The following is a 19,726-nucleotide window of genomic DNA, read 5'->3' as shown; positions in this document are numbered from 1 at the left end:
GCAGGACACGGGCTAGGCCTCCAGTCCTTTCGTGAGCCTGGCGGGTGCCTTCATCCGCCAGGCCTCCTCGATGAGCTCACGCAACTGCGCCTTCTCGACCTTCTCCAGGTCGACGAGGATCGCGCCGTAGCCGTCGTAATGCGGGGTGGTGAAGTACGCGGGATCGCCGGAGGCCAGCAGGGCCTCCTTCTCCGCGTGCTCGCACAGCAGCATCAGCCCGCCCTCGGCCTCGGTGCGCAGCCGGGCGAAGTTCTTGCCCGCGACCTTGAGCGACGGTGTGCGGTACGAAGTGGACTCCTCGACCTCCGGGAGCCTGCCCGCCAGGTCCACGACTTCTTCCCAGGTCGTCATGGCGGTCATTGTGCCCTGGGTCACTGACAAAACCACCCTCGGAAGACGCGATGAAAGGTCCTTTCCTTGCGAAATTTGCAAGGAAAGGACCTTTCATTGCGCGCGCGGGAGCTACGGCAGGGCGATGATCCGGTCCGCGGCCGGCGGAGCGACGCCGGGATGCGCCCCGAAGTACGCGATCAGCGCGTCCAGGTCCACCGGACCACCCGACAGGTTGGTCCCCTTCGTGAACTCGGTGAAGCCGTCCCCGCCGGCGGCGAGGAAGTTGTTCACCGAGACGCGGTACGACGCCGCCGGGTCGATCGGCGCGCCGTTGAGCGTCAGGTCCGAGATGCGCGAACCCTGGGCCGCCGAAGCCGAGTACGAGTACTTCAGCGACTTCGAGATCTGCAGCGTGCGCACGATCCCGTTGGCCTGCCACTGCTGTTCGAGCACGTTCTTCAGGTTCGCCCCGGTGAGCGTGATCGTCTGCATGATGTTCGCGAACGGCTGCACGGCGAACGCCTCGCCGTAGGTCACGACACCGTCGCCTTCGCCGGCGGGCGAGGACGCGTAGGTGAAGTCCGTGCGGATGCCGCCCGGGTTCGTCATGGCGATCTGCGCGCCGTTCGACTGCGTGGCCTCGAGCTGGGCGTCGGCGATGACGTCGCCCAGCGGGGACTCGCCGGAGGGCGCGCCCTTGGCGTTCAGGTCCGCGGTGATGGTGCCGACGGCCTTGTTCGCGATCGGCGCGGCCTTGGCCTTGGCTTCGTCGATCAGCGTCTGCACGTCGCCGTCCGGGTCGACGTCGCGCGTGACGATCTCGTTGTGTGCCTTGGTCTCGCCACGCACGACGTCGCGGGTCCGGCGGTCGATCTTCAGGTCGACGACCGAAAGCAGACGGCCGAACGACGCGCCCTGGATCACCGGGCGCGGCTTGCCTTCGGGGTCGTTGATCACGCAGTTGTACTGCTGGTGGCTGTGCCCGGTGAAGATCGCGTCCACTTTGGACGTCACCTGCCGCGCGATGGCCGTCGCGGCGCCCGGCTTGACCTTGCACTCGTCCGGACCGGCGGTCTCGGAGTTGTCGCCCTGGTGCAGCAGCACGACCTGCGCCTTGACGCCGAAGAGGTCGAGCAGCTTGGCGGTGCGGTCGATCGCCTGGACCTCTTCGCCGAACTTCAGGCCCTTGATCGCCTCCGGCGTGACGACCTGCGGCAGGTCCTTCAGCGTCGCGCCGATGACGCCGATCGGGACGCCGCCGGAGAACTCGATGCTGAACGGCAGCAACGCCGGGAAGCCGTTCTCGTAGTACACGTTGGACCCGAGGAACGGGAAGTTCGCGCCCTTGAAGGACTTCCGGAACTGGCAGCCGTCGGTCGGATGGCAGCCGCCGTTCTGGATCCGGCGGAGCTCCTTGAGGCCCTCGTCGAATTCGTGGTTGCCCACCACGGAGGCATCGACACCCAGCTGGTTCAGCAGCTCGACGGTCGGCTCGTCGTGGAACAGCGCCGAGATCACCGGCGACGCGCCGATGCTGTCACCGGCCGAAAGCACGACCGAGTTACGCGCTTCGCTCCGAAGCTTCTTCAGATGCGTCGCGAGGTACGCGGCACCACCCGCGTTGACCGTCCCGCCGCCGGGCAGCGTGACACGGCCGCTCGAACCGGACGGCGGTTCGAGGTTGCCGTGCAGGTCGTTGAACGTGATGATCCGGACGTCGGTGGTGGACGGCGCGGCGGACGCGGGCGCGGCGACGGTGGCCAGCGCGGTCAGCGCGACACCAGCGACGACGGCCAGCCGGGTAGAGAGCTTCATTCTTCCTCCGATTCGCGCCCGAACGTCCCCATCGGGCGCACGGCGGAGGAGTCTGCCTGGCGGATTTGACCTTCACCAGAGGAAAAAGCAGGACGATAGGCAAACGTCACATGTCGCGCGAACCGTTCAGAAGGACCCGCGCCACGACCTCGGGCTCGTCGTTCATCGGCACGTGCCCGCAGCCGCGCAGCACCAGCAGCTCGGCCTTCGGCGCGATCCGGCGCAGCTCGGCGGCCTTCGGGCGGGCGAGGATGCGGTCGCGTTCCGCCCACGCGATGGTCACCGGCACGTCCTTGACGACGCCGTCGAACCGGAAACCGCCGCGGGCCTGCTCCAGCGTCGGCCGGAAGCCGGGGCAGCCCGCGAGCGCCCGGATGTCCTCCATGACGACCTGCGAGGTCAGCCGGTCCGGACGGCCGACGATCATCCCGGTCAGCATCGACCGGCCCGCCGGTGTCGCGGCGAGACGGCGCGCGGTGCGCTCGGGCATCCGCTCGGCGAGGAGGCGATGGGTGCGCAGCATGCTCAGCGCGTACCGCTGCTGGCGCGGCGTCCACAGCCCGGCCGGGGACAACGCCGTCACGCTGCGGACGAGGCCCGCTTCGCCGAGCGCGAGCGAGAGCAGCCCGCCGAGCGAGTTGCCCGCGACGTGCGGCTTGCCGAGGCCGTGTTCGCTGAAGAACCTCCCGAACAGCTCGACAGCGGCTTCGACGCCGTAACCGCCGGAGTGCGGCGCCGACTCGCCGAAGCCGGGCAGGTCGACGGTGATGACGTCGCGGTGCGAAGTGAGCAGCGGGAGCACGGGTGACCAGGCCTGACGGCGGTGGCCGACCCCGTGGATCAGCACCAGCGGCTCACCCTTGCCCGCGCGGTCGAAGACGACGTTGTCCATCCCGCGAGGTTAAGCTATTTACTGCTACCTTCGGTAACAGGTAAATGCGGTAACACGTAACAGAAGCGCTCGCGCCGCCGGGTGACGTCGTTCGGCATCGGCTCCAGTTCGCCCGTCGCGATGAACCCGAGCTTCAGGTACAGCCGCCGCGCCCGGTCGTTGTCCTCCGCGACGTGCAGCCACACTTCGCGCGCGCCGTCGTCCTCGGCGGCCGACCGCACCTCGCCCATCAGCTTCGTGCCCAGCCCCTGACCACGGGCTTCGGGCGCGACCCACATCGAATAGAGGATCCAGCCGTCTTCGCGGGCCCGCCCGGCGACGAGCCCCACCGGACGGCCGTCGTCGAAGGCGGCGAACCAGGCGTCCGCGGCCAGCCTCGCGAGCCACTCTTCGTCGGACTGCGCCCGTTCGGCCGCGGCGATCGAGCCGTAGTTCTCGGGGGTGTCCGTCAGGGCGCGCAGGCGGATCTCGCGGAAGACGTCGAGGTCTTCGGGGGTCAGCCGTCGAACGAGCAGCATCCGGGCAGAATCCCACGTCCACCGGCGGATCGGGGAACGAATATCGCCGATCGGCCAAGATCGGGATCAGCCACTTGGCCGATCCGGCGCCGGTCGCCGCGGCCCTTCGACCGAAGTGGCGGGACCCCCGGGATCCATAACGTTCCTGTCATGACGAACGCACAGGTCACCGCCCTGCAGTACGGCTTGGTCGGCTTCTTCGCGCTCTGGGCGACGGTGCTGATCCCGCAGCTGATCATCCTGCACGCGCGGCACGGCCAGGTGCGCCTTCGTCCCGTCCTGACCATGGCCGCCGTGCTGCTCTACGCCACGATGACCCTGGCGGTGACCTTCTTGCCGCTGCCCGGCCCCGGCGTCAAACGGCTGAGCCAGACCGTGCAGCTGCACCCGTTCCAATGGATCACCGACATCCACACCGAACTGCTCAAGCACGGGCTGCCGATGGCAGACTGGTTCACCACCCAGACCTTCCAGCAGGCCACCATGAACGTGCTGCTGTTCGTGCCGCTCGGCTTCTTCGCCAGGACGCTGTGGAAGCGCGGCCTCATCGGCACGACGCTGATCGGCCTCGCCGCTTCGCTGCTGATCGAGAGCACGCAGCTGACCGCGAACTTCGGCACCGCGCCTTACGCCTACCGGATCTTCGACGTCGACGACCTGCTCAACAACACCGGCGGCGCGATGCTCGGCTGGATCGCCGGGGCCCTGCTGCTCAGCCTCGTGCGGAAGCCGGTTCCCTCAATGGTCGAGATGCAGCCGCTGCGCCGCGAGCGGATCGACCTCGCCCAGGTCCGCTAGCCTCGCCCGCCGACGCTGGGCCGCGCGCCGCGCGGCCCGCCGGTCTTCCGCGACCACCAGCACGGTGGCCACGACGAAGATCAACGCGACCAAGCCGAGGATGAGCGAGAGCTGCAAAACGCCTCCTCGAAGACAACCTTGTGTGCGAGATCACAAACAGTACGCAGGTCCTGGTGACTTGGCCACCCCTTGCGACGAAAGTGGGTGTCTTGGATCACGCGGGGACGGCCGCGAACCACGTCCGGTCTCCGGTGCACCAGCGTTCGAAAACCAGACCGGCCCCGGCGAGCGCGCCGTTCAGCGCCGGGAGTCCGAGCCGTCGGCAGGTGAAAGCCTGGGTCCACCGCCGGCCCCCTTGGTCGTCCCGGACCGACTCGAACCACTCCGGCGGATGCCATTCGACGAGCACCCGCCCGCCGGGCGCGACATGCGCGCGAGCGGCGCCCAAGAAGGCCTGGCGGTCGGCGGCGGCGGCGGTGTTGACCAGGTGACTACCGAACAGCAGCGCGTGCGTGACCCGGCCGGCACCGCTGCCGAGCTCCAGGATCGAGGAGCCGTCGGCCGTGAACGCCCCCTGATCCATACCCGCCAGCGTGCCGGAAACTGACCGGGTGACGACGAAACCGACCAAGGACGAGCTGGCCGCCGCCTACGGCAAGACCCTCGACGACGTCCTCGCGCCGGACCTGGACGTGCTGTTCTGCGGGATCAACCCCGGTCTCTACTCCGGCGCCCTCGGCCTGCACTTCGCCAGGCCGGGGAACCGGTTCTGGCCCGCGCTGTATCGCGGCGGGTTCACCCCGCGCCTGTTCGATCCGACCGAGCAGGACGAGCTGCTGGGCCTCGGCCTCGGCATCACCAACGTCGTCGCGCGGACGACGGCGCGGGCCGACGAGCTGACGCCGGACGAGTTCCGCGAAGGCGGGCGGCTCCTCACGGCGAGGGTCGCCGAATATCGGCCACGGTGGCTGGCCGTCGTCGGGATCACGGCGTTCCGGACCGCGTTCGGCCTGCCGAAGGCGAAGATCGGCCCGCAGGACGGCGACATCGCCGGCGCGCGCGTCTGGGTTCTGCCGAATCCGAGCGGGTTGAACGCGCATTGGACGCCCGCGGCGCTCGGGGACGAATTCGGCCGCCTCCGCGCCGAAGTCCACTCTGAGTAGCGACCGCACCAAGATGCTCCGCTGGCGCGCTCATTCGAGCAAGAGATCCCCTAACAGCCAATACGCAGAGTTTGCTGCGACGAGGCGATACATCTATGAGGGGGATACCGCGTCACACCCGCCGACCTACTGACTCGTAATAGTTACGAGGTGTCATCTCTGTCCGGTCCCGCAGGGGGGACCGGTTGACGAGGGTGACCACGCCGGGGGGCCGTGGTCACCGAATGGACTTTCAAGTCCTCTCGTCCGGAGATGACGGGCAGGAAAACGGAGGGGTCCGTAATGCGAGGCATCGAGCCGAACCGAACGCAGACCGGCAGGCCAGGCGGGCTGTCACCAGGCGGACGAGGCCTCGGCGTGGCCGCCGTCGATCCGATCCCGATCTTCTGCGAGGGCCTGAGCTCACTGGTCCACCGCACGCCGGGGTTGCAGTGGCTCGGGCACGCGGCGAGCCATCACGCCGCGCTCCAGCTGTGCGAACAGCTCAAACCGGACGTCATCGTGCTGGATTCGGCGCTCGACCCGAACTGTCACCTGTCGCGGCTGCTCAGCGCCGGGGATCCGGCGCTGGTCATCATCACGATGGTCAGGGACACCAACCGCACGCAGCAGTACCTCGCGGCGGCGATCGCGGCCGGAGTGCACGCGATCGTGCCGCGGGCGACCGACGGGCGCCATCTGACCGAGGCGATCCGGCGCGCGCACAGCGACCGCCGCTACATCGACCCGACGCTCGCGGCGCTGACGGCGCGACCGAAACGCCAGCCCGTGCTCCCGAAACCGGGCGACGCCCCCAAGCCGGCGACAGCGCGCGGCCTGATGCCGCTGTCCCGCCGCGAGTACCAGGTCCTCCAGCTGGTCGCCGAGGGGCTGGAGAACTCCGGGATCGCGAAGATCCTGTTCCTGTCCGTGGAAACCGTGCGGACGCACGTCAAGAGCATCTTGCGGAAGCTTTCGGCACGCGACCGGACGCACGCCGTGACGATCGCGTTCCGGTCCGGCATCCTGGTCACACATCCGGACGACGCGCACAGCCCGGCGGACGCCCCGGCCGCCACTTCGATCGCGCCGTCACCTCGCTGAGACCCCCGTATTGCTGATTTACACATCACAACAGTGGCCATTCACTTGCCGCCGGTTACCCACAGGTAATATCCTGAAGTTACCGGCGAGTAGGGGACGTGTGCCCGGCCGGGGAGCCGAACACATTGGAGTGACGAAATGGGCCACTACAAGAGCAACGTCCGAGACCTGGAGTTCAACCTCTTCGAGGTCCTCGGCGTGCAGGACCGCCTCGGCAAGGGCGTCCTCGCGGAATCCGACGAGGAGACCGCCCGCGGCGTGCTGACAGAGCTGAACAAGCTCGCTTCCGGTCCCCTCGCCGACTCGTACGCCGACGCGGACCGCAACCCGCCGGTATACGACCCGAAGACCTTCTCGGTGAAGATCCCCGAGTCGTTCAAGAAGAGCTACCAGGCGCTGATGGACGGCGAATGGTGGCGGCTCGGCCTGCCGAACGAGCTGGGCGGCTTCGGCCTGCCCCCGACCGTGCAGTGGGCCGCGGCCGAGCTGATCCTCGGCGCCAACGCGCCCCTGTTCATGTACATGGCGGGCCCGAGCTTCGCCGGGATCGTCGACAAGAACGGCACCGAAGAGCAGAAGCACTGGGCGCAGCTCATGATCGACCGCGCCTGGGGCGCGACGATGGTGCTCACCGAGCCCGACGCCGGTTCCGACGTCGGCGCCGGCCGCACCAAGGCCGTCCCGCAGGAGGACGGCTCCTGGCACATCGACGGCGTGAAGCGGTTCATCACGTCCGGCGAGCACGACATGAGCGAAAACATCATGCACCTCGTGCTGGCCCGTCCCGAGGGTGACGGCATCGAGACCAAGGCCGGCACCAAGGGCCTGTCGCTGTTCCTCGTGCCGAAGTTCCACTTCGACGGCAAGACCGGCGAGCTGGGCGAGCGCAACGGCGCCTTCGTCACCGGTGTCGAGCACAAGATGGGCATCAAGGCCTCCACCACCTGCGAGCTGACCTTCGGCCAGCACGGCACCCCCGCCAAGGGCTGGCTGCTCGGCGAGGTGCACGACGGCATCGCGCAGATGTTCCAGGTCATCGAGTACGCCCGCATGATGGTCGGCACGAAGGCCATCGCGACGCTGTCGACCGGCTACCTCAACGCGCTCGAGTACGCCAAGGAGCGCGTCCAGGGCGCCGACCTGCCGAACATGCTGAACAAGGCCGCCCCGCGCGTCACGATCACCCACCACCCGGACGTCCGCCGCTCGCTGATGCTGCAGAAGGCGTACGCCGAGGGCCTGCGTTCGGTGTACCTCTACACCGCGACGTTCCAGGACCAGGTGTGGACCGGCGAGGGCGACGAGGCCTCGCAGAAGATCGCGCACGGCGTCAACGACCTGCTGCTGCCGATCGTCAAGGGGGTCGGCTCCGAGCGCGCGACCGAGCAGCTCGTGCAGTCGCTGCAGACCCTCGGCGGGTCGGGCTTCCTGCAGGACTACCCGGTCGAGCAGTACATCCGTGACGCGAAGATCGACTCGCTGTACGAAGGCACCACGGCCATCCAGTCGCTGGACTTCTTCTTCCGAAAGATCGTCCGCGACAAGGGTGCTTCGCTGGCCTACGTGGCCGGGGAGATCACGAAGACCATCGAGTCGGAGATCGGCAACGGGCGGCTCAAGAACGAGCGCGGTCTGCTCAAGCAGGCGCTCGAAGACACCCAGGGCATGCTCGGCTCGCTGATCGGCTACCTGACCTCGTCGCAGGAAGACCCGCAGAACATCAACAAGGTCGGCCAGCACACGGTCCGCCTGCTGATGTCGGTCGGCGACCTGCTCATCGGGTGGCGGCTCATCCGGCACGCCGAGGTCGCCATCGGCAAGCTCGACGCGGGCGCGTCGGCGAAGGACACCCCGTTCTACGAGGGCAAGATCGCCGTGGCGTCGTTCTTCGCGAAGAGTGTGCTGCCGGAGCTGACCTCGCGCCGCGCGATCGTCGAGGCCGCCGACAACAACCTCATGGAAATCCCCGAAGCCGCGTTCTAAACGGTTTCGTGACGAAGAGCCCTCTCCCATGCGGAGGGGGCTTTTCGCGTTTCGAGGGGGTTATCCGGGGTATCTCCGAGCTGAGTCCGCCCCTCGGCGGACACCTCGGCAAAGGAGTCTCTCAATGACAGTCACCGGCATCATCATGGCGATCGTGGTCGGTCTGATCCTCGGGGTGCTCGGTAGATTCTTCGCCCCCGGCAAGCAGTCCATCCCGATCTGGCTGACGATCGTCGTCGGTATCGTCGCCGCCTTCGTCGGCACCGCGATCGCCCGCGGGCTCGGCTACGCGGACACCAAGGGCTTCGACTGGCTCGAACTGATCACCCAGATCGTCATCGCCGGCATCGGGGTCACCCTGGCCGCGAACCTCTACGGACGCCGGGGTGTCACCCGGTAAGGGGTATCGAGGCGCGATGCGGCCGGATTGGTGTCACCGTTGAGCGCAACTGATTCTCCAGCGAAGGAGGAACCATGTTGGGTGGCCTTTGGGGCATCATCACCACGATCGTCGTCGGGCTGATCCTCGGCGTGATCGGCCGCATGCTGGCGTCCGGTGATCAGAAGATCCCGATGTGGCTGACGATCGTGGTCGGCATCGTCGCCGCATTCATCGGCAACTGGCTGGCCGGGGTGTTCGGGGTCCGCGACACCCCGGGCATCGACTGGATCCGGCACGCCTTCCAGGTCGGCGCGGCCATCGTCGGCGTCATAGCCGCGTCCGCGATCTACGCGAAGGTCAAGGGCGGGCACCACGCCGCGACCTGACCAAGGGCTACGGTCGGCCCCTGTGACCACTCGACTCGAACTCAGTGGCCAGGGGCTGACTTCCCTGTCCGGCGTCGACCTTCCGCCATCGCTCGAATACCTGGACCTGTACGACAACCAGCTGACGTCGGTTCCCGGCGAGCTCTGGTCTCTCTCCGGGCTCCGGGTGCTGAATCTGGCCACCAACCGGCTGACGTCCGTCTCGCCGTCGATCGGCGCCCTGCGGCAACTGCACACGCTGGATCTGGGGCACAACGAACTCACGACCCTGCCGGACGAGCTCGGCGAGCTTTCCGGGCTGACGGAATACCTCTACGTGAGCGACAACCGGCTGACCGAGTTCCCCGCCGCGCTCTGCTCGCTCGGACGCCTGAAATACCTGGGGTGCACGGACAACCGCATCTCCACGTTGCCGGAAGACCTGTCCGGGCTGGCCTCGCTGCGCGAATTTCGCTTGTACGGCAACGGGTTGACCTCCGTGCCGGAGTCGCTGGGGACGCTTTCCTCGTTGCGCGAGCTGCATCTGCGGAAGAACCGGCTGACGTCCTTGCCGTCCTCGCTCGGGGAGCTGAGCGAGCTGCGTCAGCTGGACCTGCGCGAGAACCTGCTCACCTCGCTGCCGGGATCGATCGCTCAGCTGTCCAAATTGGACAAACTGGATCTGCGGTGGAACAAGGGCTTCCGGGAGCCGTCGTGGCTCGCGGACTTCGAGGCGCGCGGCTGCATGGTGCTGCGGTGAAGCTCAGGCGCAGATGACCGCGGAGCGCGGCGAGTAGGTCGCGTTCCGGGTCTCCCGGCGGACCTCGGTACCGGTGATGACGTCGACGAGCACGCGGGTGTCCGACGTGCTGAAACCGGCGGCACCGGGATTCGGCACACAACCCGGGCCCGAACCGACCTGCACCGGCTGGGGGACGTAGGAATGCCTTTCCCCGCCGACGCTCTGGACCGAAAAGCGTTTCGTACCCCAGATCCGCACGGTCACGGAGCCGTTGGCGGGGACGACCTGGATCGCGATGCCGGTCGGGGCGTCGTTGACGATCTGCATCTCGACCGGTGAACCGTCGTCGCTGATCGCCTTCACGTCGCGGGCGACCGGATAGCGGTCGAGGTAGTGGTCGTGCTCCAGATGCCCGCCGTCGGCCAGTCCCGCGAGGTACGCGGCGTTGTAGAGCGTCGTCGCGAGCTGCGAGACGCCGCCGCCGACCACGACCGGTCCGGTGCCGTCCTCGTTCGACGGCGCGGGGAGGTAACCCGCGTCCACCGTCCTCGGCCCGGACCGCGCGCCGAGGCTGAACGTCTCGTTCGGCTTCACGATGGTGCCGGAGACGCGGGTGGCCAGCGCCTGCACGTTCGTCATCGCCGGTCCGCTCAGGCCGGAGGTGGTGAACTCGCCGACGACCTCGTTGATGCCGAGGACGTTCGCCGCGTCGGTGCTGACGGCCGGGCTGCTGGCGTCGTAGACCGCTTTCAGCTCCCTGTCCTCGCTCTTGGCGAGCGCCGAGGTCAGCGCGGTGAACGTGAGGTCCCAGTTGACCTTCCTCGCGTCCTTCGACGGCTGGACCGCCGGCCTGTCGCCGACGAAGACGATCTGCGCGTCCGCCCCGTCGGTCTCGGTCTCCTTGAGCTGCGGCTGCGCCGCGGCCCGCAGTTTGCCCTGGTCGATGCGGACTTCGAGGTTGCCGTCGTCGCGCGCGGCGAACTGGAAGGAGCCCGCGATCGCGTCCGGTTTCAGCGTCGCGTCCTTGCCTTCGCCGCGGATGAGGAGCGGCTTCGCGACCGCCGGGACGACGATCTTGTCGAGTGCCGCGTGCACCCCCTGCGTGTTCGCCTTCACCGGCGCGACGTTCACCTTCAGCTCGACGCCGCCGGCGCCCAGCCAGCCGTCGGTGACCACGGTGACCGCCGCCTTGAGGTCGGCGAGCGTCTGGCCGGTGCGCGGTTCGACCGCGGCCGCGGCGACCGCGCCGTCGCCGCCCGCGACGGGCCGGAAGGTGATGTTCCCTTCGATCGGCGGACGGTTCAGCTGCGCGGCGGCGAGGTCGGAAACGGCCTTTTCGAGCTTCGGCGCGTCCGTCCAGGTGACGACGCCGACCTCGCGGCTGGTGAAGAACGACATCAGCCGCGTGTACGGGCTCAGCGGCTGGTGACCGGCGCGGCCCAGCGTCTGCGGCCAGTCCAGGCCGAGACCGGACGACGTCGGGTACAGGACCGTGCGGACGTCTCCCGCCCGGACCCGCACCGGCTCGATCAGCTTCGGCTCCAGCTCACGGCGAAGCTTCGACTCGGCGTCCTTGTGCGTGAGGCCGCCGACGTCGATCCCCGCGACCGTGACGCCGCGCGGGACGTCCCCGGCGCTGGCGATCAGATCGATCGCGTACGCGAGCACGAACAGGCCCATGAGCACCCCGGCGGCCATGACGGCCTTGCCGAGCCCACGGCGGAACTTCGACGCGGGCGTCGGCGGCGGATGCACCACCCTGTCGCCCTCGAAGAGCTCGTCTACCAGGCCCTCGTCGGTTTCGGCCGGGAGGAGTTCGTCGGTGAACAGGTCGGTACCCGGCTCGTCGTGGTCATCGCGTACCAACTCTCACCACCCCTCCCACAGGCTGGAGTTACAGGTACAACCCCGTGCCGTGTTCGGACCGTTCGGTCGCCACGGCGTGGATGTCCCGCTCCCGCATGACCAGGTGCGCTTCACCCTGGATCTCGACCTCGTGCTGGTCGTCCGGGTTGAACAGCACGCGGTCGCCGGTCTTGACGTTCCGCACACTGTTGCCCACACCCAGTACATCACCCCACGCCAGCCTGCGCGCCACCTGCGCGGTGGCGGGGATGACGATGCCGCCGGAACTCCGGCGCTCGCCGTCCTCGGGGGACAGCTTCACGAGCACCCTGTCCTGCAGCATCTGAATTTCGAGTTTCGGCCCGTCTGACACAGGTGAGACTCTACTTTCCCGGGTCCCCAGCCATGACCAGGCTCAGCACGCTTTCTCCACCGTTTTCGAACCGCACCGGCACACCCCAGTCCTGCCGGGTGATGCGGCACGCGGGATGCTCGCCTCCGTCGTCACAGCTCGCGGCCTGCGCGACGACCTGCAGGACGCCTCCGGTGGCTCCCTCGGCGAAACGGAGCTTGCGGAACAGGTCCGTGCCCACCCCCGCGCCCTCGGCGAGCAGCTCCGGCGGCGAGGCGCTGATTTCCAGCCGCGTCGACGGGCCGTAACGGTCGTCGAGCTTCTCCCCGGGCGGCGGGGTGAAGACGACGGAGAACTCCAGCTCGCCCGGCGCCAGCACGGTCGGCGGGCGGCGGACCGCGTGCGCGTCCCCGGCCACGGCCTGCTCGCCGAGCGGCACCGGCCCGATCCGGCTGCCCGCCGACTCGACGACCAGCAGTTCGCCGTCGTGCACCAGCAGTCCGGACGGCTCCGCGAGACCGGTCGCGAGCGTGGTCACCCGGCGGGTGAGCGGGTCGTAGCGGCGGATGGCGCCGTTGTAGGTGTCGGCGATCGCGATGGTGTCGCCGGGCAGCACGGCGAGGCCGAGCGGATGCTGCAGGAGCGCCTCGTCGGCCGGTCCGTCGACATGGCCGAAGGAGAACAGGTCGACGCCGACCGCCGTGTGCACGGTGAACGTCTCGCCCTCGGGCTGGATCCAGCGCAGCGCCGACGTCTCCGCGTCCGCGAGCCACAGCCGTTGTCCGTCGGGCGTGAGACCGGACGTTTGCGCAAAGAACGCTTCGTGGACGTCGCCGTCTCGCAGGCCCTCGACCGTCGTGCCGGCGAAGCGGCGGATGGTGCCCGAGACCGGCTCGAACACGCTCAGCGTGTGGTTGCCCGCCATGGCGATCACGACCCCGCCCGCGGGGCCCCACCAGGCGACGTCCCAGGGGCTGGTGAGGTCGATGTCGAGCGCCTTGCCGGTGTCGACGCCGTCGCGCCACTGGCGGCCGGTGCCGGCGACCGTGGAGACCTCGCCGGTGATCAGGTCGATGCCGCGCAGGCGGTGACCGGCCGTGTCGGCGACGACGGCGTGGTAGCCCGCGCGCTCCGCGACCTCGTACGGCAGCAGGGTGATCCCGGACGGCTCGGTGAAGGTCGCCAGGTCGAACGGCCCGTCCTGCGCGCCGCGGGCGCCGCTGCCGAAGCGGCGGATGATCGTCTCGCCGTCGGACGCGAACTCGACGATGGAGTGGTTGCCGGTGTCGGCGACCAGGATCCGGCCTTCGGCGGTGGTGACGGCCTTGCTCGGGAACCGCAGTTCGGCGCGCTGCTCCTCGGCCGGGACGTACGGGCTGCCGCCGCGGCGGAGCGTGCCCTTGGCCTCGTGGGTCGCGACGAGGTCGGCGATCACCCGGCGCAGCGCCTCGGCGTGCCCTTCACCGGCGGCGACGTGGACGACGTAACCCTCGGGGTCGACGACGACCAGCGTCGGCCACGCCTTGACCGCGTACTGCGACCAGGTCGTCATCCGCGGGTCGTTGAGGACCGGATGGTGCACCTCGTAGCGGCGCACGGCCGCCTCGATCGCGGCGGCTTCGCCCTCGTGCAGGAACTTGGGCGAATGCACGCCGATGGTGACCAGGACGTCGGCGAACTCGGCCTCCAGCGGGCGAAGCTCGTCCAGCACGTGCAGGCAGTTGACGCAGCCGCTGGTCCAGAAGTCCAGCAGGACGACGCGGCCGCGCAGCCCGGCGAGCGTGAGCCGCTCGCCGCCGGTGTTGAGCCACACGTCACCGGCGAGCTCGGGCGCCCGCACGCGGGACTGCGTTCGTGGAGAAGTCACGCCATGAGTGAACTACACGGGTGGCCGCTCTGTTCCGAGGTCCAGGCGTTGAGAGGCCGAGCTCACCCCAGGGGAGGAGCCTCATGTGGGTGATGAGGTGCCTTCTCCCAGACCGACACGTGCCCCGTGCTCTCGGCGGTGAGTTCCGAGCGGCCCCAATCCGCCCAGCGGTGCTTCAGGCGCATTCCGGCGATGCGTGCCATGAGGTCCATCTCGGCGGGCCAGGCGTAGCGGAAGGGAATGCGGCGGAACCGCCCGGTCCCGTCCGGTGAAACGGTGACGTGGTTCGACGTGAACTCCTGCGTGACCACGTCGTACTGGTCGAACCCGACATAGCCGGGGGTCATCGCGAACGGGACGATGTCCTGTCCGGGTGGCAGGCGGCGCAGGTCGGGGAGGCCGACCTCGACGACGAACAGCCCGCCCGGCCGCAGATGCGCGGCCGCGTTGCGGAAGACGTCGACCTGGCCGTCCTGGGTGGTCACGTTGCCGATGGTGTTGAACACCAGGTAGACCAGCGAAAACTCGCCGGCCACCCGCGTCCTGGTCATGTCGCCGATCGTGACGTCGACCTCGCCGCCGCCCGGCTTGTCCGCGACCCGCTCCGCCATCGCCCGGCTCAGCTCGATGCCGCTCACCGGCACCCCGCGCGCGGCCAGCGGCGCGGCGATCCGCCCGGTCCCGACGGCGAATTCGAGCACCGGGCCGTCGGCCAGGTCTGCGAGGACGTCCACCACGGACGCCACCGCTTCGGGCGCGTTCGCACCGCCCGGGTCGTCGTAGTCCGTGGCCACGCTTTCGGGGAACCAGCCGTCCGCCGGGTCGTCTGTCGCGCTCACGATCGGCGACGCTACCGCCGGGACCGTGCGCATTTCATCCCGTTTTCGCCGCCGTGCTCGGGTGGCGTTAAAAGAGAAGGCGTCCGCGCGTTGGGCGATTTAGGCTCGAACACATGTCCACTGTTGAGCACGCCTTCACCATCGAGGAGGCACACGACCTCCAGGCGAGCTTGGCCGAACCCGTGCGTCCCGGGTTGAGCGAGGCCGAGCTCGACGACGTCGAAGCACGTTTCGGCTTCCGGTTCGCCGCCGACCACCGGACGTTCCTGTCCGCCGGGGTGCCGATCGGCGACCGCTGGCCGGACTGGCGCTGCGGCAACCCCGAACAGCTGCGGAAACGCCTGGATTGGCCGGTCGACGGGGTGCTTTACGACGTCGAACACAACAGCTTCTGGCTGCCGGACTGGGGCTTACGGCCCGTCGACCTCACCGACGCGCTTTCGCGGGCGCGCTCGCACCTGGCGCGGGTGCCGCAGCTCGTCCCTGTCTGCGGGCACCGGTATCTGCCCGGGATCGCCGGGAGCACGGGCTATCCGGTGCTGTCGGTGTATCAGACCGACATCGTCTACTACGGCTACGACCTGCGGGGATACCTGCGGCACGACTTCTGCGACGAGCCGCTGGGCCCGCCACCGGCCGACGGGCCGCGGCACGTCGAGTTCTGGTCGCGCTTCGTGGAATGAACGGTCCGTTCATCCCTTGAGTTCGCGCTTCGGACCCACTACATGTGGTCACCTCGAACCTCGAACGTCACCAAATACGCCTCCGGCGATAGCAAAGGTCCCCTGCTCCTTTCGCGATTCGGAGCAGCGGTGGTAGGGGTCAGGATTCGGCGGCGGCCTTCAGCCGGGCGAGTGTCGCGGCGATGTTCGCCCGGTTGGCGTCGTCCCGCTTCCAGACCCCGGTGAACAGCGACGTCGGCCCGCGCAGCCAGCCCGGGCGCCGGTCCCACGTGCTCTCCACGGCCACGCAGCCGTCGTCCGACACCTCGATGTCGTACTGCCAGCGCGCGACGGGCAGCCCGGCGACCGTGGTCACCTCGAACGCGAACCGCCTGCCCTCGTCGGCGTCGGTGATCGTCGAGAGGGTGCTCCAGCGGCGGATCCCGTTTCGGTTTCGACCGCGGAACTTGGCGCCGACGGCGGCGCCTTCCGCCGTACCGACCCAGCGGTGTCCCTCGTACTCCTCGGACATGCCCGCGAGCGCGCCCGGGTCGCTGACCAGGGCGTACACCTTCTCGGGCGGGGCTGCGATCGCGATCTTTCCGGTGGCGCTGGGCTCAGTCATGACATACCTCCGTACTGAGAGTATGTGAAATACCCTTAGTTGTCCCTACGGAGCATGCGACTGATACCGGCGGCGACCGTCGTCGCCAGCACCCAGCCCGACGCGGTGAACCCGGCCGCGACCCAGTTGTCCATGCCGTGCATGTACCAGCGCGACTTGTTGCCGAAGTCGACGATCGGGACCAGGAGGTCGATCGTGTACAGCACCGGGTTCCACTGCAGCCCGGTGTCGTCCTGGTTGACCAGGCACCGCGGCCCGCTCACCGTGAGATTGGGCTTGGTGATGCAGTCGTCGACCCCGAGCCCGAACCACAGGCTTCCCAGCACGAGCAACGTCAGGAGCCAGCCGAGCGCGCGCACCGGACGGAAGCCGTACCCGACCATCGACCGCTGCAGCCAGCTCCACACGCGCACACCGGGCCCGAAGAACTTGAAGCCCTTCGCGAGCGCCACATACCGGAACTGCTGCTTCTTCAGCATCACCGTGGAGGCGTGCTCTTCGTTTCCGGACGCGCGCAGCGTCGCCGCCAGCTGGTCGTAGGGCCCCGGGCGGTAACCGTCCATCGCCTTGCGCAGCAACACGATCCGATGGTCGATCGCCCGGTCGTCGTCGAGCGCGATGTCCTCCTGCAGCGCGTCGTACCGGAAATCCTCCAGCTCGATCCCCGTCGTCGACGCCCAGAACGCCTCGTTGTCGCCCAGCGTCCCGCAATGCGCGCGCCGCAGGACGATCCGGCCGTCCGGCGGGACAGCGGGCGTGAGCAGGAACTCGTCGGCCGAGACATCACTGCCGTCGAGCGCGATCCCGTGCTGTGGCAGGGAACCGAGCCGTGCGCCGCGGAAGTCGACGCGCCGCGCGACCTGGGCGCCGTCGAGGTTGACCCCGCCCTGCGCGACGAACGGGCGTTCCTTGTTCTCGGTGAGGATCAGGTCCCGGCCGATCCGCGCGGTGCGGACGTCCAGCGAATAACTGGTGCGCGTGCGCGCGCCGGGCTCGGTCAGGCTCGTGCCGAAGAGGTTCACGCTGCCGCCGACCTCCGCGCCCTGCAGCCGCAAGGTTCCTTGGACGGTCGCGTCGGTGAGCTGGAAGTTGCCCGCGATCTTCGCTCGCCGCGCGGAAAAGACGTCGCGGCGCGCGTGCAGGAACATCGAGTTCCACGCCAGCACGTTGCCGCCGACGGTGATGTCGGCCATGCGCAACTGCCCGGACGGCACGCGCAGGCTCGTCGCCTCGAGGTCGCCGCCGATCGTGGTCCCGTCGAGGTGGATCGCGCGGTCGTAGTAGGGAATGCTCTGCCCGCGGGCGACCTGGACCTCGGCGCCCGCCAGCCGCAGCGAACCACCGATCCGGGCGTTGACCATCCGCAGCGTCCCGGTCGCCTGCATGCCGTCGCTCAGCTCGAGGTTCCCGTTTACCGTCGAGCGATCCGCGACCAGCGCGGGCCGCGGATCGATGTACGGATCGTTCGACTTCCACGCGTCGACCACGATCGGCCCGGCCTGGTTCACCGAGAGCTTGGCCTCGCGGAAAATGACGTCACTGTCCACAGTGGCGCTCGGCAGGAACATGATCCCACTGGCGGAGAACCGTTTCCGCTGCGAAGCGGGTCCGTAGTTGTCCACCTCGCACAACAGGCTGCCGCCGATGTGGATCCCGTTCCCGTTGAGCGCGAAGCCATCCCGGTTGTTCAGCGTCGCGCCGGAAAAGTTGACGTTACCGCCGGCCCGCATACCCGGGATGCGGACTTCCCCGTTGGCCACCAACCGATACGCCAGCAAAGCGCCGACGATGTTGACACGGTCGGCCTGGATCGCCTTGCCGCGCGGATGGGTGATCACCGTGCGGGTCAGCACGACCGAGCCCTCGATGACCGCGTCGGTGAGGTTGACCGCCGCGTTCGGCATCCCCCGCTCACGATCGTCGCCGCGCTGGACCGTGGTCTCCTCGATCTCGTGCTCGGCGTCGACGTGCACGACACTGCGGATGAGGCGGACGTCGTTGCGGGTGCGCAGGTTGCGCGCCTTGAGCCCGGGCAGCCAGCATTTGCGGAACACGAGCCCGAGCAGATGCGCCTCACGGACGTCCGGCGGATGCTCGAACCGGCACCGCTCGAACTGGAACAGATACTTGATGTCGGCCGCACGCAGATCGAGCGTCCCGGTGATGTAGGCGTCTTCGACCTGCACGATCGGCGCGTTGGTCGCCTGGCGGCGCCACCGGAGCAGACCGGTCGTACCCGGCTTCATCAGCTCGGACGCCGGGAGCTCGTACCGCTTGTCGGGGTTCGGATCGAACGGGTCGAGCGGGGGCAGGGCCGAATCGCCGTTCGGTTCGCCTTCCCCCGGATCGCGCGGCCCGTTGTTACGCCGAAAACCCGGCATCGTCTCGCTTCCTCCCCCGTCGTTCCCCGGCCACCAGCGAAGCCGATCACACAAGGGATCCGCAAGTGGCCCAGGGCAGTCGACCGGAATCTGCCACCGGGTTGCGACGGCAGAACGGCCGCCGCAGGTTCCGGACCAGGCCGTTCGCGTCCGCTTCGGTGATCTTGCCGCTTGGGTGTCCGTTCGCTGCTACGGTCACGCACCGGAGTCAGAGGTGAACTACGGGTAGGTCGCGCCCTTCGCGGCCCGTGCGGGGAGGCACGACATGAAGCGTTTCTTGCTCTTGGCAGCGGCGGTCTCGCTCTTGGCCGGTGGTTGCGGCGTGCAGACGGCCGGCACCGCGACGGCGAGCCCACCGTCTTCGGCGCGGCTTCCGTCGGATGGGGCGCCTGCGGTGACTGACCCGATCACCGATACCGCGAAGGCCGAGTCGGACCCGTGCGGCGCCATCCCCACGAGCGAGGTCGAGGCGCTCGGCGGCAAGGTGGAGCGTTCGCGAACTGTCGACCTGTCGGAAGGTCTGAACTGCAGCTGGCTGTTCGCCGAAGCTCCGAGCACCCTCAGCGCAGGCTTGGTGGTCGGCAACAAGAAGGGGTTGAGCGCTCTCTATGCGCAGAAGTCGACTGGGGGACTCACTACCTTCAAACCAGTCGACCCCATAGAAGGGCACCCGGCCGTCATCTATGCCAACGGCAGCGAAGGCCGAGGAACCTGCACGCTCGCTGTCGGGCTCCGAGACGATCTCGTCTACACCGTCATCCCTCACCTGTCTTCCGGAAACCCCATGCTCACGGACCCCTGCGGAATGGCGACCAAGGTCGCCGCCGCGGCGATCAAGAACCTCAAAGGAGCTTAGGCGATGCCCGACAGCGGTTGGGAGATCCTCACCAAGCTCACCGGCGGAAACCAGGGCCGCCGCCCCTGGAACAGCAGTCCTCGCCCCGTTCACTGCGCGTACCAGCGGCAGGACCATGCCGCCCTAGTACTACAGCGGCAGTGAGGGATGTTTGTTGCGTTGTCGCTGGTAGTGGCTGTGGCGGGCGCGGGTTTGGTGGCGTCGTCGCCAGAGTGACCAGTGATC

At 68.6% G+C, this 19,726-nt stretch carries 22 protein-coding genes; 10 read left to right on the top strand and 12 right to left on the bottom strand.

What is annotated here, in order from left to right; translation table 11 throughout:
* Positions 1–12 precede the first annotated feature (12 nt).
* From ACFOSH_RS01540 to ACFOSH_RS01525, 4 genes are all read right to left on the bottom strand, one after another.
* A complete protein-coding gene (locus ACFOSH_RS01540) occupies positions 13–351 on the bottom strand; it encodes an MmcQ/YjbR family DNA-binding protein (protein WP_378236757.1) in 339 nt (112 codons plus the stop codon).
* A 111-nt stretch (positions 352–462) separates the two neighbouring features.
* Entirely contained in the window at positions 463–2,148 is a 1,686-nt protein-coding gene (locus ACFOSH_RS01535; protein WP_378236756.1) for a bifunctional metallophosphatase/5'-nucleotidase, read from the bottom strand.
* Positions 2,149–2,254: 106 nt separating this feature from the next.
* Positions 2,255–3,040, bottom strand: a complete 786-nt coding sequence (locus ACFOSH_RS01530; protein ID WP_378236755.1) for an alpha/beta fold hydrolase — start codon at positions 3,038–3,040, stop codon at positions 2,255–2,257.
* A 14-nt stretch (positions 3,041–3,054) separates the two neighbouring features.
* The gene (locus ACFOSH_RS01525; RefSeq protein WP_378236754.1) at positions 3,055–3,558 is read right to left on the bottom strand and encodes a GNAT family N-acetyltransferase; all 504 of its coding nucleotides are present in this window, start codon (positions 3,556–3,558) and stop codon (positions 3,055–3,057) included.
* Between the two features lie 150 nt (positions 3,559–3,708).
* On the opposite strand from ACFOSH_RS01525, the gene ACFOSH_RS01520 reads away from it, so the two are divergent.
* Positions 3,709–4,356, top strand: coding sequence for a VanZ family protein (locus tag ACFOSH_RS01520; RefSeq protein WP_378236753.1), 648 nt, complete (start codon positions 3,709–3,711; stop codon positions 4,354–4,356).
* Here ACFOSH_RS01520 and ACFOSH_RS01515 read toward each other — a convergent pair.
* Positions 4,297–4,473, bottom strand: coding sequence for a hypothetical protein (locus ACFOSH_RS01515; RefSeq protein WP_378236752.1), 177 nt, complete (start codon positions 4,471–4,473; stop codon positions 4,297–4,299). The two genes, ACFOSH_RS01520 and ACFOSH_RS01515, sit on opposite strands and share 60 nt — an antisense overlap.
* Before the next feature lie 97 nt (positions 4,474–4,570).
* Positions 4,571–4,939: a hypothetical protein gene (locus ACFOSH_RS01510; RefSeq protein WP_378236751.1), complete on the bottom strand. Its 369-nt coding sequence runs from the start codon at positions 4,937–4,939 to the stop codon at positions 4,571–4,573.
* Between the two features lie 28 nt (positions 4,940–4,967).
* Between ACFOSH_RS01510 and mug the strand changes: the two genes are divergently transcribed.
* The 6 genes from mug to ACFOSH_RS01480 all read left to right on the top strand — a co-directional run bounded on the left by mug (position 4,968) and on the right by ACFOSH_RS01480 (position 10,092).
* Complete coding sequence (gene mug, locus ACFOSH_RS01505; protein WP_378236750.1) at positions 4,968–5,519, top strand: G/U mismatch-specific DNA glycosylase; 552 nt, start codon at positions 4,968–4,970, stop codon at positions 5,517–5,519.
* Positions 5,520–5,801: 282 nt separating this feature from the next.
* Positions 5,802–6,602, top strand: coding sequence for a response regulator transcription factor (locus tag ACFOSH_RS01500; RefSeq protein ID WP_378236749.1), 801 nt, complete (start codon positions 5,802–5,804; stop codon positions 6,600–6,602).
* Positions 6,603–6,740: 138 nt separating this feature from the next.
* On the top strand, positions 6,741–8,585 hold the full coding sequence (locus ACFOSH_RS01495) for an acyl-CoA dehydrogenase (RefSeq protein WP_378236748.1): 1,845 nt from the start codon (positions 6,741–6,743) through the stop codon (positions 8,583–8,585).
* Between the two features lie 124 nt (positions 8,586–8,709).
* A complete protein-coding gene (locus tag ACFOSH_RS01490) occupies positions 8,710–8,985 on the top strand; it encodes a GlsB/YeaQ/YmgE family stress response membrane protein (RefSeq protein ID WP_378236747.1) in 276 nt (91 codons plus the stop codon).
* Between the two features lie 74 nt (positions 8,986–9,059).
* Entirely contained in the window at positions 9,060–9,353 is a 294-nt protein-coding gene (locus ACFOSH_RS01485) for a GlsB/YeaQ/YmgE family stress response membrane protein (RefSeq protein WP_378236745.1), read from the top strand.
* Positions 9,354–9,375: 22 nt separating this feature from the next.
* Positions 9,376–10,092 carry a leucine-rich repeat domain-containing protein gene (locus ACFOSH_RS01480; protein ID WP_378236744.1) on the top strand — a complete coding sequence of 239 codons (717 nt, stop codon included), beginning with the start codon at positions 9,376–9,378 and terminating at the stop codon, positions 10,090–10,092.
* Between the two features lie 3 nt (positions 10,093–10,095).
* Here the strand turns inward: ACFOSH_RS01480 and ACFOSH_RS01475 are convergent, their stop codons facing one another.
* From ACFOSH_RS01475 to ACFOSH_RS01460, 4 genes are all read right to left on the bottom strand, one after another.
* Positions 10,096–11,940: a VanW family protein gene (locus tag ACFOSH_RS01475; protein WP_378236743.1), complete on the bottom strand. Its 1,845-nt coding sequence runs from the start codon at positions 11,938–11,940 to the stop codon at positions 10,096–10,098.
* A 28-nt stretch (positions 11,941–11,968) separates the two neighbouring features.
* Positions 11,969–12,262 carry a GroES family chaperonin gene (locus ACFOSH_RS01470; RefSeq protein WP_378236854.1) on the bottom strand — a complete coding sequence of 98 codons (294 nt, stop codon included), beginning with the start codon at positions 12,260–12,262 and terminating at the stop codon, positions 11,969–11,971.
* A 40-nt stretch (positions 12,263–12,302) separates the two neighbouring features.
* Positions 12,303–14,111 (bottom strand): NHL domain-containing thioredoxin family protein, encoded by a 1,809-nt coding sequence (locus ACFOSH_RS01465; protein WP_378236853.1) that lies wholly within the window; start codon positions 14,109–14,111, stop codon positions 12,303–12,305.
* A gap of 89 nt (positions 14,112–14,200) precedes the next feature.
* Positions 14,201–15,010: a class I SAM-dependent DNA methyltransferase gene (locus ACFOSH_RS01460; protein ID WP_378236742.1), complete on the bottom strand. Its 810-nt coding sequence runs from the start codon at positions 15,008–15,010 to the stop codon at positions 14,201–14,203.
* Between the two features lie 80 nt (positions 15,011–15,090).
* Between ACFOSH_RS01460 and ACFOSH_RS01455 the strand changes: the two genes are divergently transcribed.
* Entirely contained in the window at positions 15,091–15,660 is a 570-nt protein-coding gene (locus ACFOSH_RS01455) for a hypothetical protein (RefSeq protein WP_378236741.1), read from the top strand.
* A 139-nt stretch (positions 15,661–15,799) separates the two neighbouring features.
* On the opposite strand, the gene ACFOSH_RS01450 is transcribed toward ACFOSH_RS01455, so the two are convergent.
* Complete coding sequence (locus ACFOSH_RS01450; protein WP_378236740.1) at positions 15,800–16,264, bottom strand: SRPBCC family protein; 465 nt, start codon at positions 16,262–16,264, stop codon at positions 15,800–15,802.
* A 35-nt stretch (positions 16,265–16,299) separates the two neighbouring features.
* Positions 16,300–18,645, bottom strand: coding sequence for an oxidoreductase (locus ACFOSH_RS01445; RefSeq protein ID WP_378236739.1), 2,346 nt, complete (start codon positions 18,643–18,645; stop codon positions 16,300–16,302).
* A gap of 265 nt (positions 18,646–18,910) precedes the next feature.
* Between ACFOSH_RS01445 and ACFOSH_RS01440 the strand changes: the two genes are divergently transcribed.
* Entirely contained in the window at positions 18,911–19,501 is a 591-nt protein-coding gene (locus ACFOSH_RS01440) for a DUF3558 domain-containing protein (protein WP_378236738.1), read from the top strand.
* Between the two features lie 3 nt (positions 19,502–19,504).
* Positions 19,505–19,645 (top strand): hypothetical protein, encoded by a 141-nt coding sequence (locus ACFOSH_RS01435; protein ID WP_378236737.1) that lies wholly within the window; start codon positions 19,505–19,507, stop codon positions 19,643–19,645.
* Positions 19,646–19,726 lie beyond the last annotated feature (81 nt).

It is taken from the genome of Amycolatopsis speibonae, assembly GCF_042647925.1.
GTDB lineage: Bacteria > Actinomycetota > Actinomycetes > Mycobacteriales > Pseudonocardiaceae > Amycolatopsis > Amycolatopsis speibonae.
This window is presented reverse-complemented; position numbering and strand designations above follow the sequence as displayed.

Excerpts from the sequence above, each read along its gene's own strand:
- ACFOSH_RS01540 (WP_378236757.1), bottom strand. The coding sequence starts at position 351 with ATGACGACCTGGGAAGAAGTCGTGGACCTGGCGGGCAGGCTCCCGGAG.
- ACFOSH_RS01535 (WP_378236756.1), bottom strand. The coding sequence starts at position 2,148 with ATGAAGCTCTCTACCCGGCTGGCCGTCGTCGCTGGTGTCGCGCTGACC.
- ACFOSH_RS01530 (WP_378236755.1), bottom strand. The coding sequence starts at position 3,040 with ATGGACAACGTCGTCTTCGACCGCGCGGGCAAGGGTGAGCCGCTGGTG.
- ACFOSH_RS01525 (WP_378236754.1), bottom strand. The coding sequence starts at position 3,558 with ATGCTGCTCGTTCGACGGCTGACCCCCGAAGACCTCGACGTCTTCCGC.
- ACFOSH_RS01520 (WP_378236753.1), top strand. The coding sequence starts at position 3,709 with ATGACGAACGCACAGGTCACCGCCCTGCAGTACGGCTTGGTCGGCTTC.
- ACFOSH_RS01510 (WP_378236751.1), bottom strand. The coding sequence starts at position 4,939 with ATGGATCAGGGGGCGTTCACGGCCGACGGCTCCTCGATCCTGGAGCTC.
- ACFOSH_RS01500 (WP_378236749.1), top strand. The coding sequence starts at position 5,802 with ATGCGAGGCATCGAGCCGAACCGAACGCAGACCGGCAGGCCAGGCGGG.
- ACFOSH_RS01495 (WP_378236748.1), top strand. The coding sequence starts at position 6,741 with ATGGGCCACTACAAGAGCAACGTCCGAGACCTGGAGTTCAACCTCTTC.
- ACFOSH_RS01490 (WP_378236747.1), top strand. The coding sequence starts at position 8,710 with ATGACAGTCACCGGCATCATCATGGCGATCGTGGTCGGTCTGATCCTC.
- ACFOSH_RS01485 (WP_378236745.1), top strand. The coding sequence starts at position 9,060 with ATGTTGGGTGGCCTTTGGGGCATCATCACCACGATCGTCGTCGGGCTG.
- ACFOSH_RS01470 (WP_378236854.1), bottom strand. The coding sequence starts at position 12,262 with ATGCTGCAGGACAGGGTGCTCGTGAAGCTGTCCCCCGAGGACGGCGAG.
- ACFOSH_RS01460 (WP_378236742.1), bottom strand. The coding sequence starts at position 15,010 with ATGCGCACGGTCCCGGCGGTAGCGTCGCCGATCGTGAGCGCGACAGAC.
- ACFOSH_RS01455 (WP_378236741.1), top strand. The coding sequence starts at position 15,091 with ATGTCCACTGTTGAGCACGCCTTCACCATCGAGGAGGCACACGACCTC.
- ACFOSH_RS01450 (WP_378236740.1), bottom strand. The coding sequence starts at position 16,264 with ATGACTGAGCCCAGCGCCACCGGAAAGATCGCGATCGCAGCCCCGCCC.
- ACFOSH_RS01445 (WP_378236739.1), bottom strand. The coding sequence starts at position 18,645 with ATGCCGGGTTTTCGGCGTAACAACGGGCCGCGCGATCCGGGGGAAGGC.
- ACFOSH_RS01440 (WP_378236738.1), top strand. The coding sequence starts at position 18,911 with ATGAAGCGTTTCTTGCTCTTGGCAGCGGCGGTCTCGCTCTTGGCCGGT.
- ACFOSH_RS01435 (WP_378236737.1), top strand. The coding sequence starts at position 19,505 with ATGCCCGACAGCGGTTGGGAGATCCTCACCAAGCTCACCGGCGGAAAC.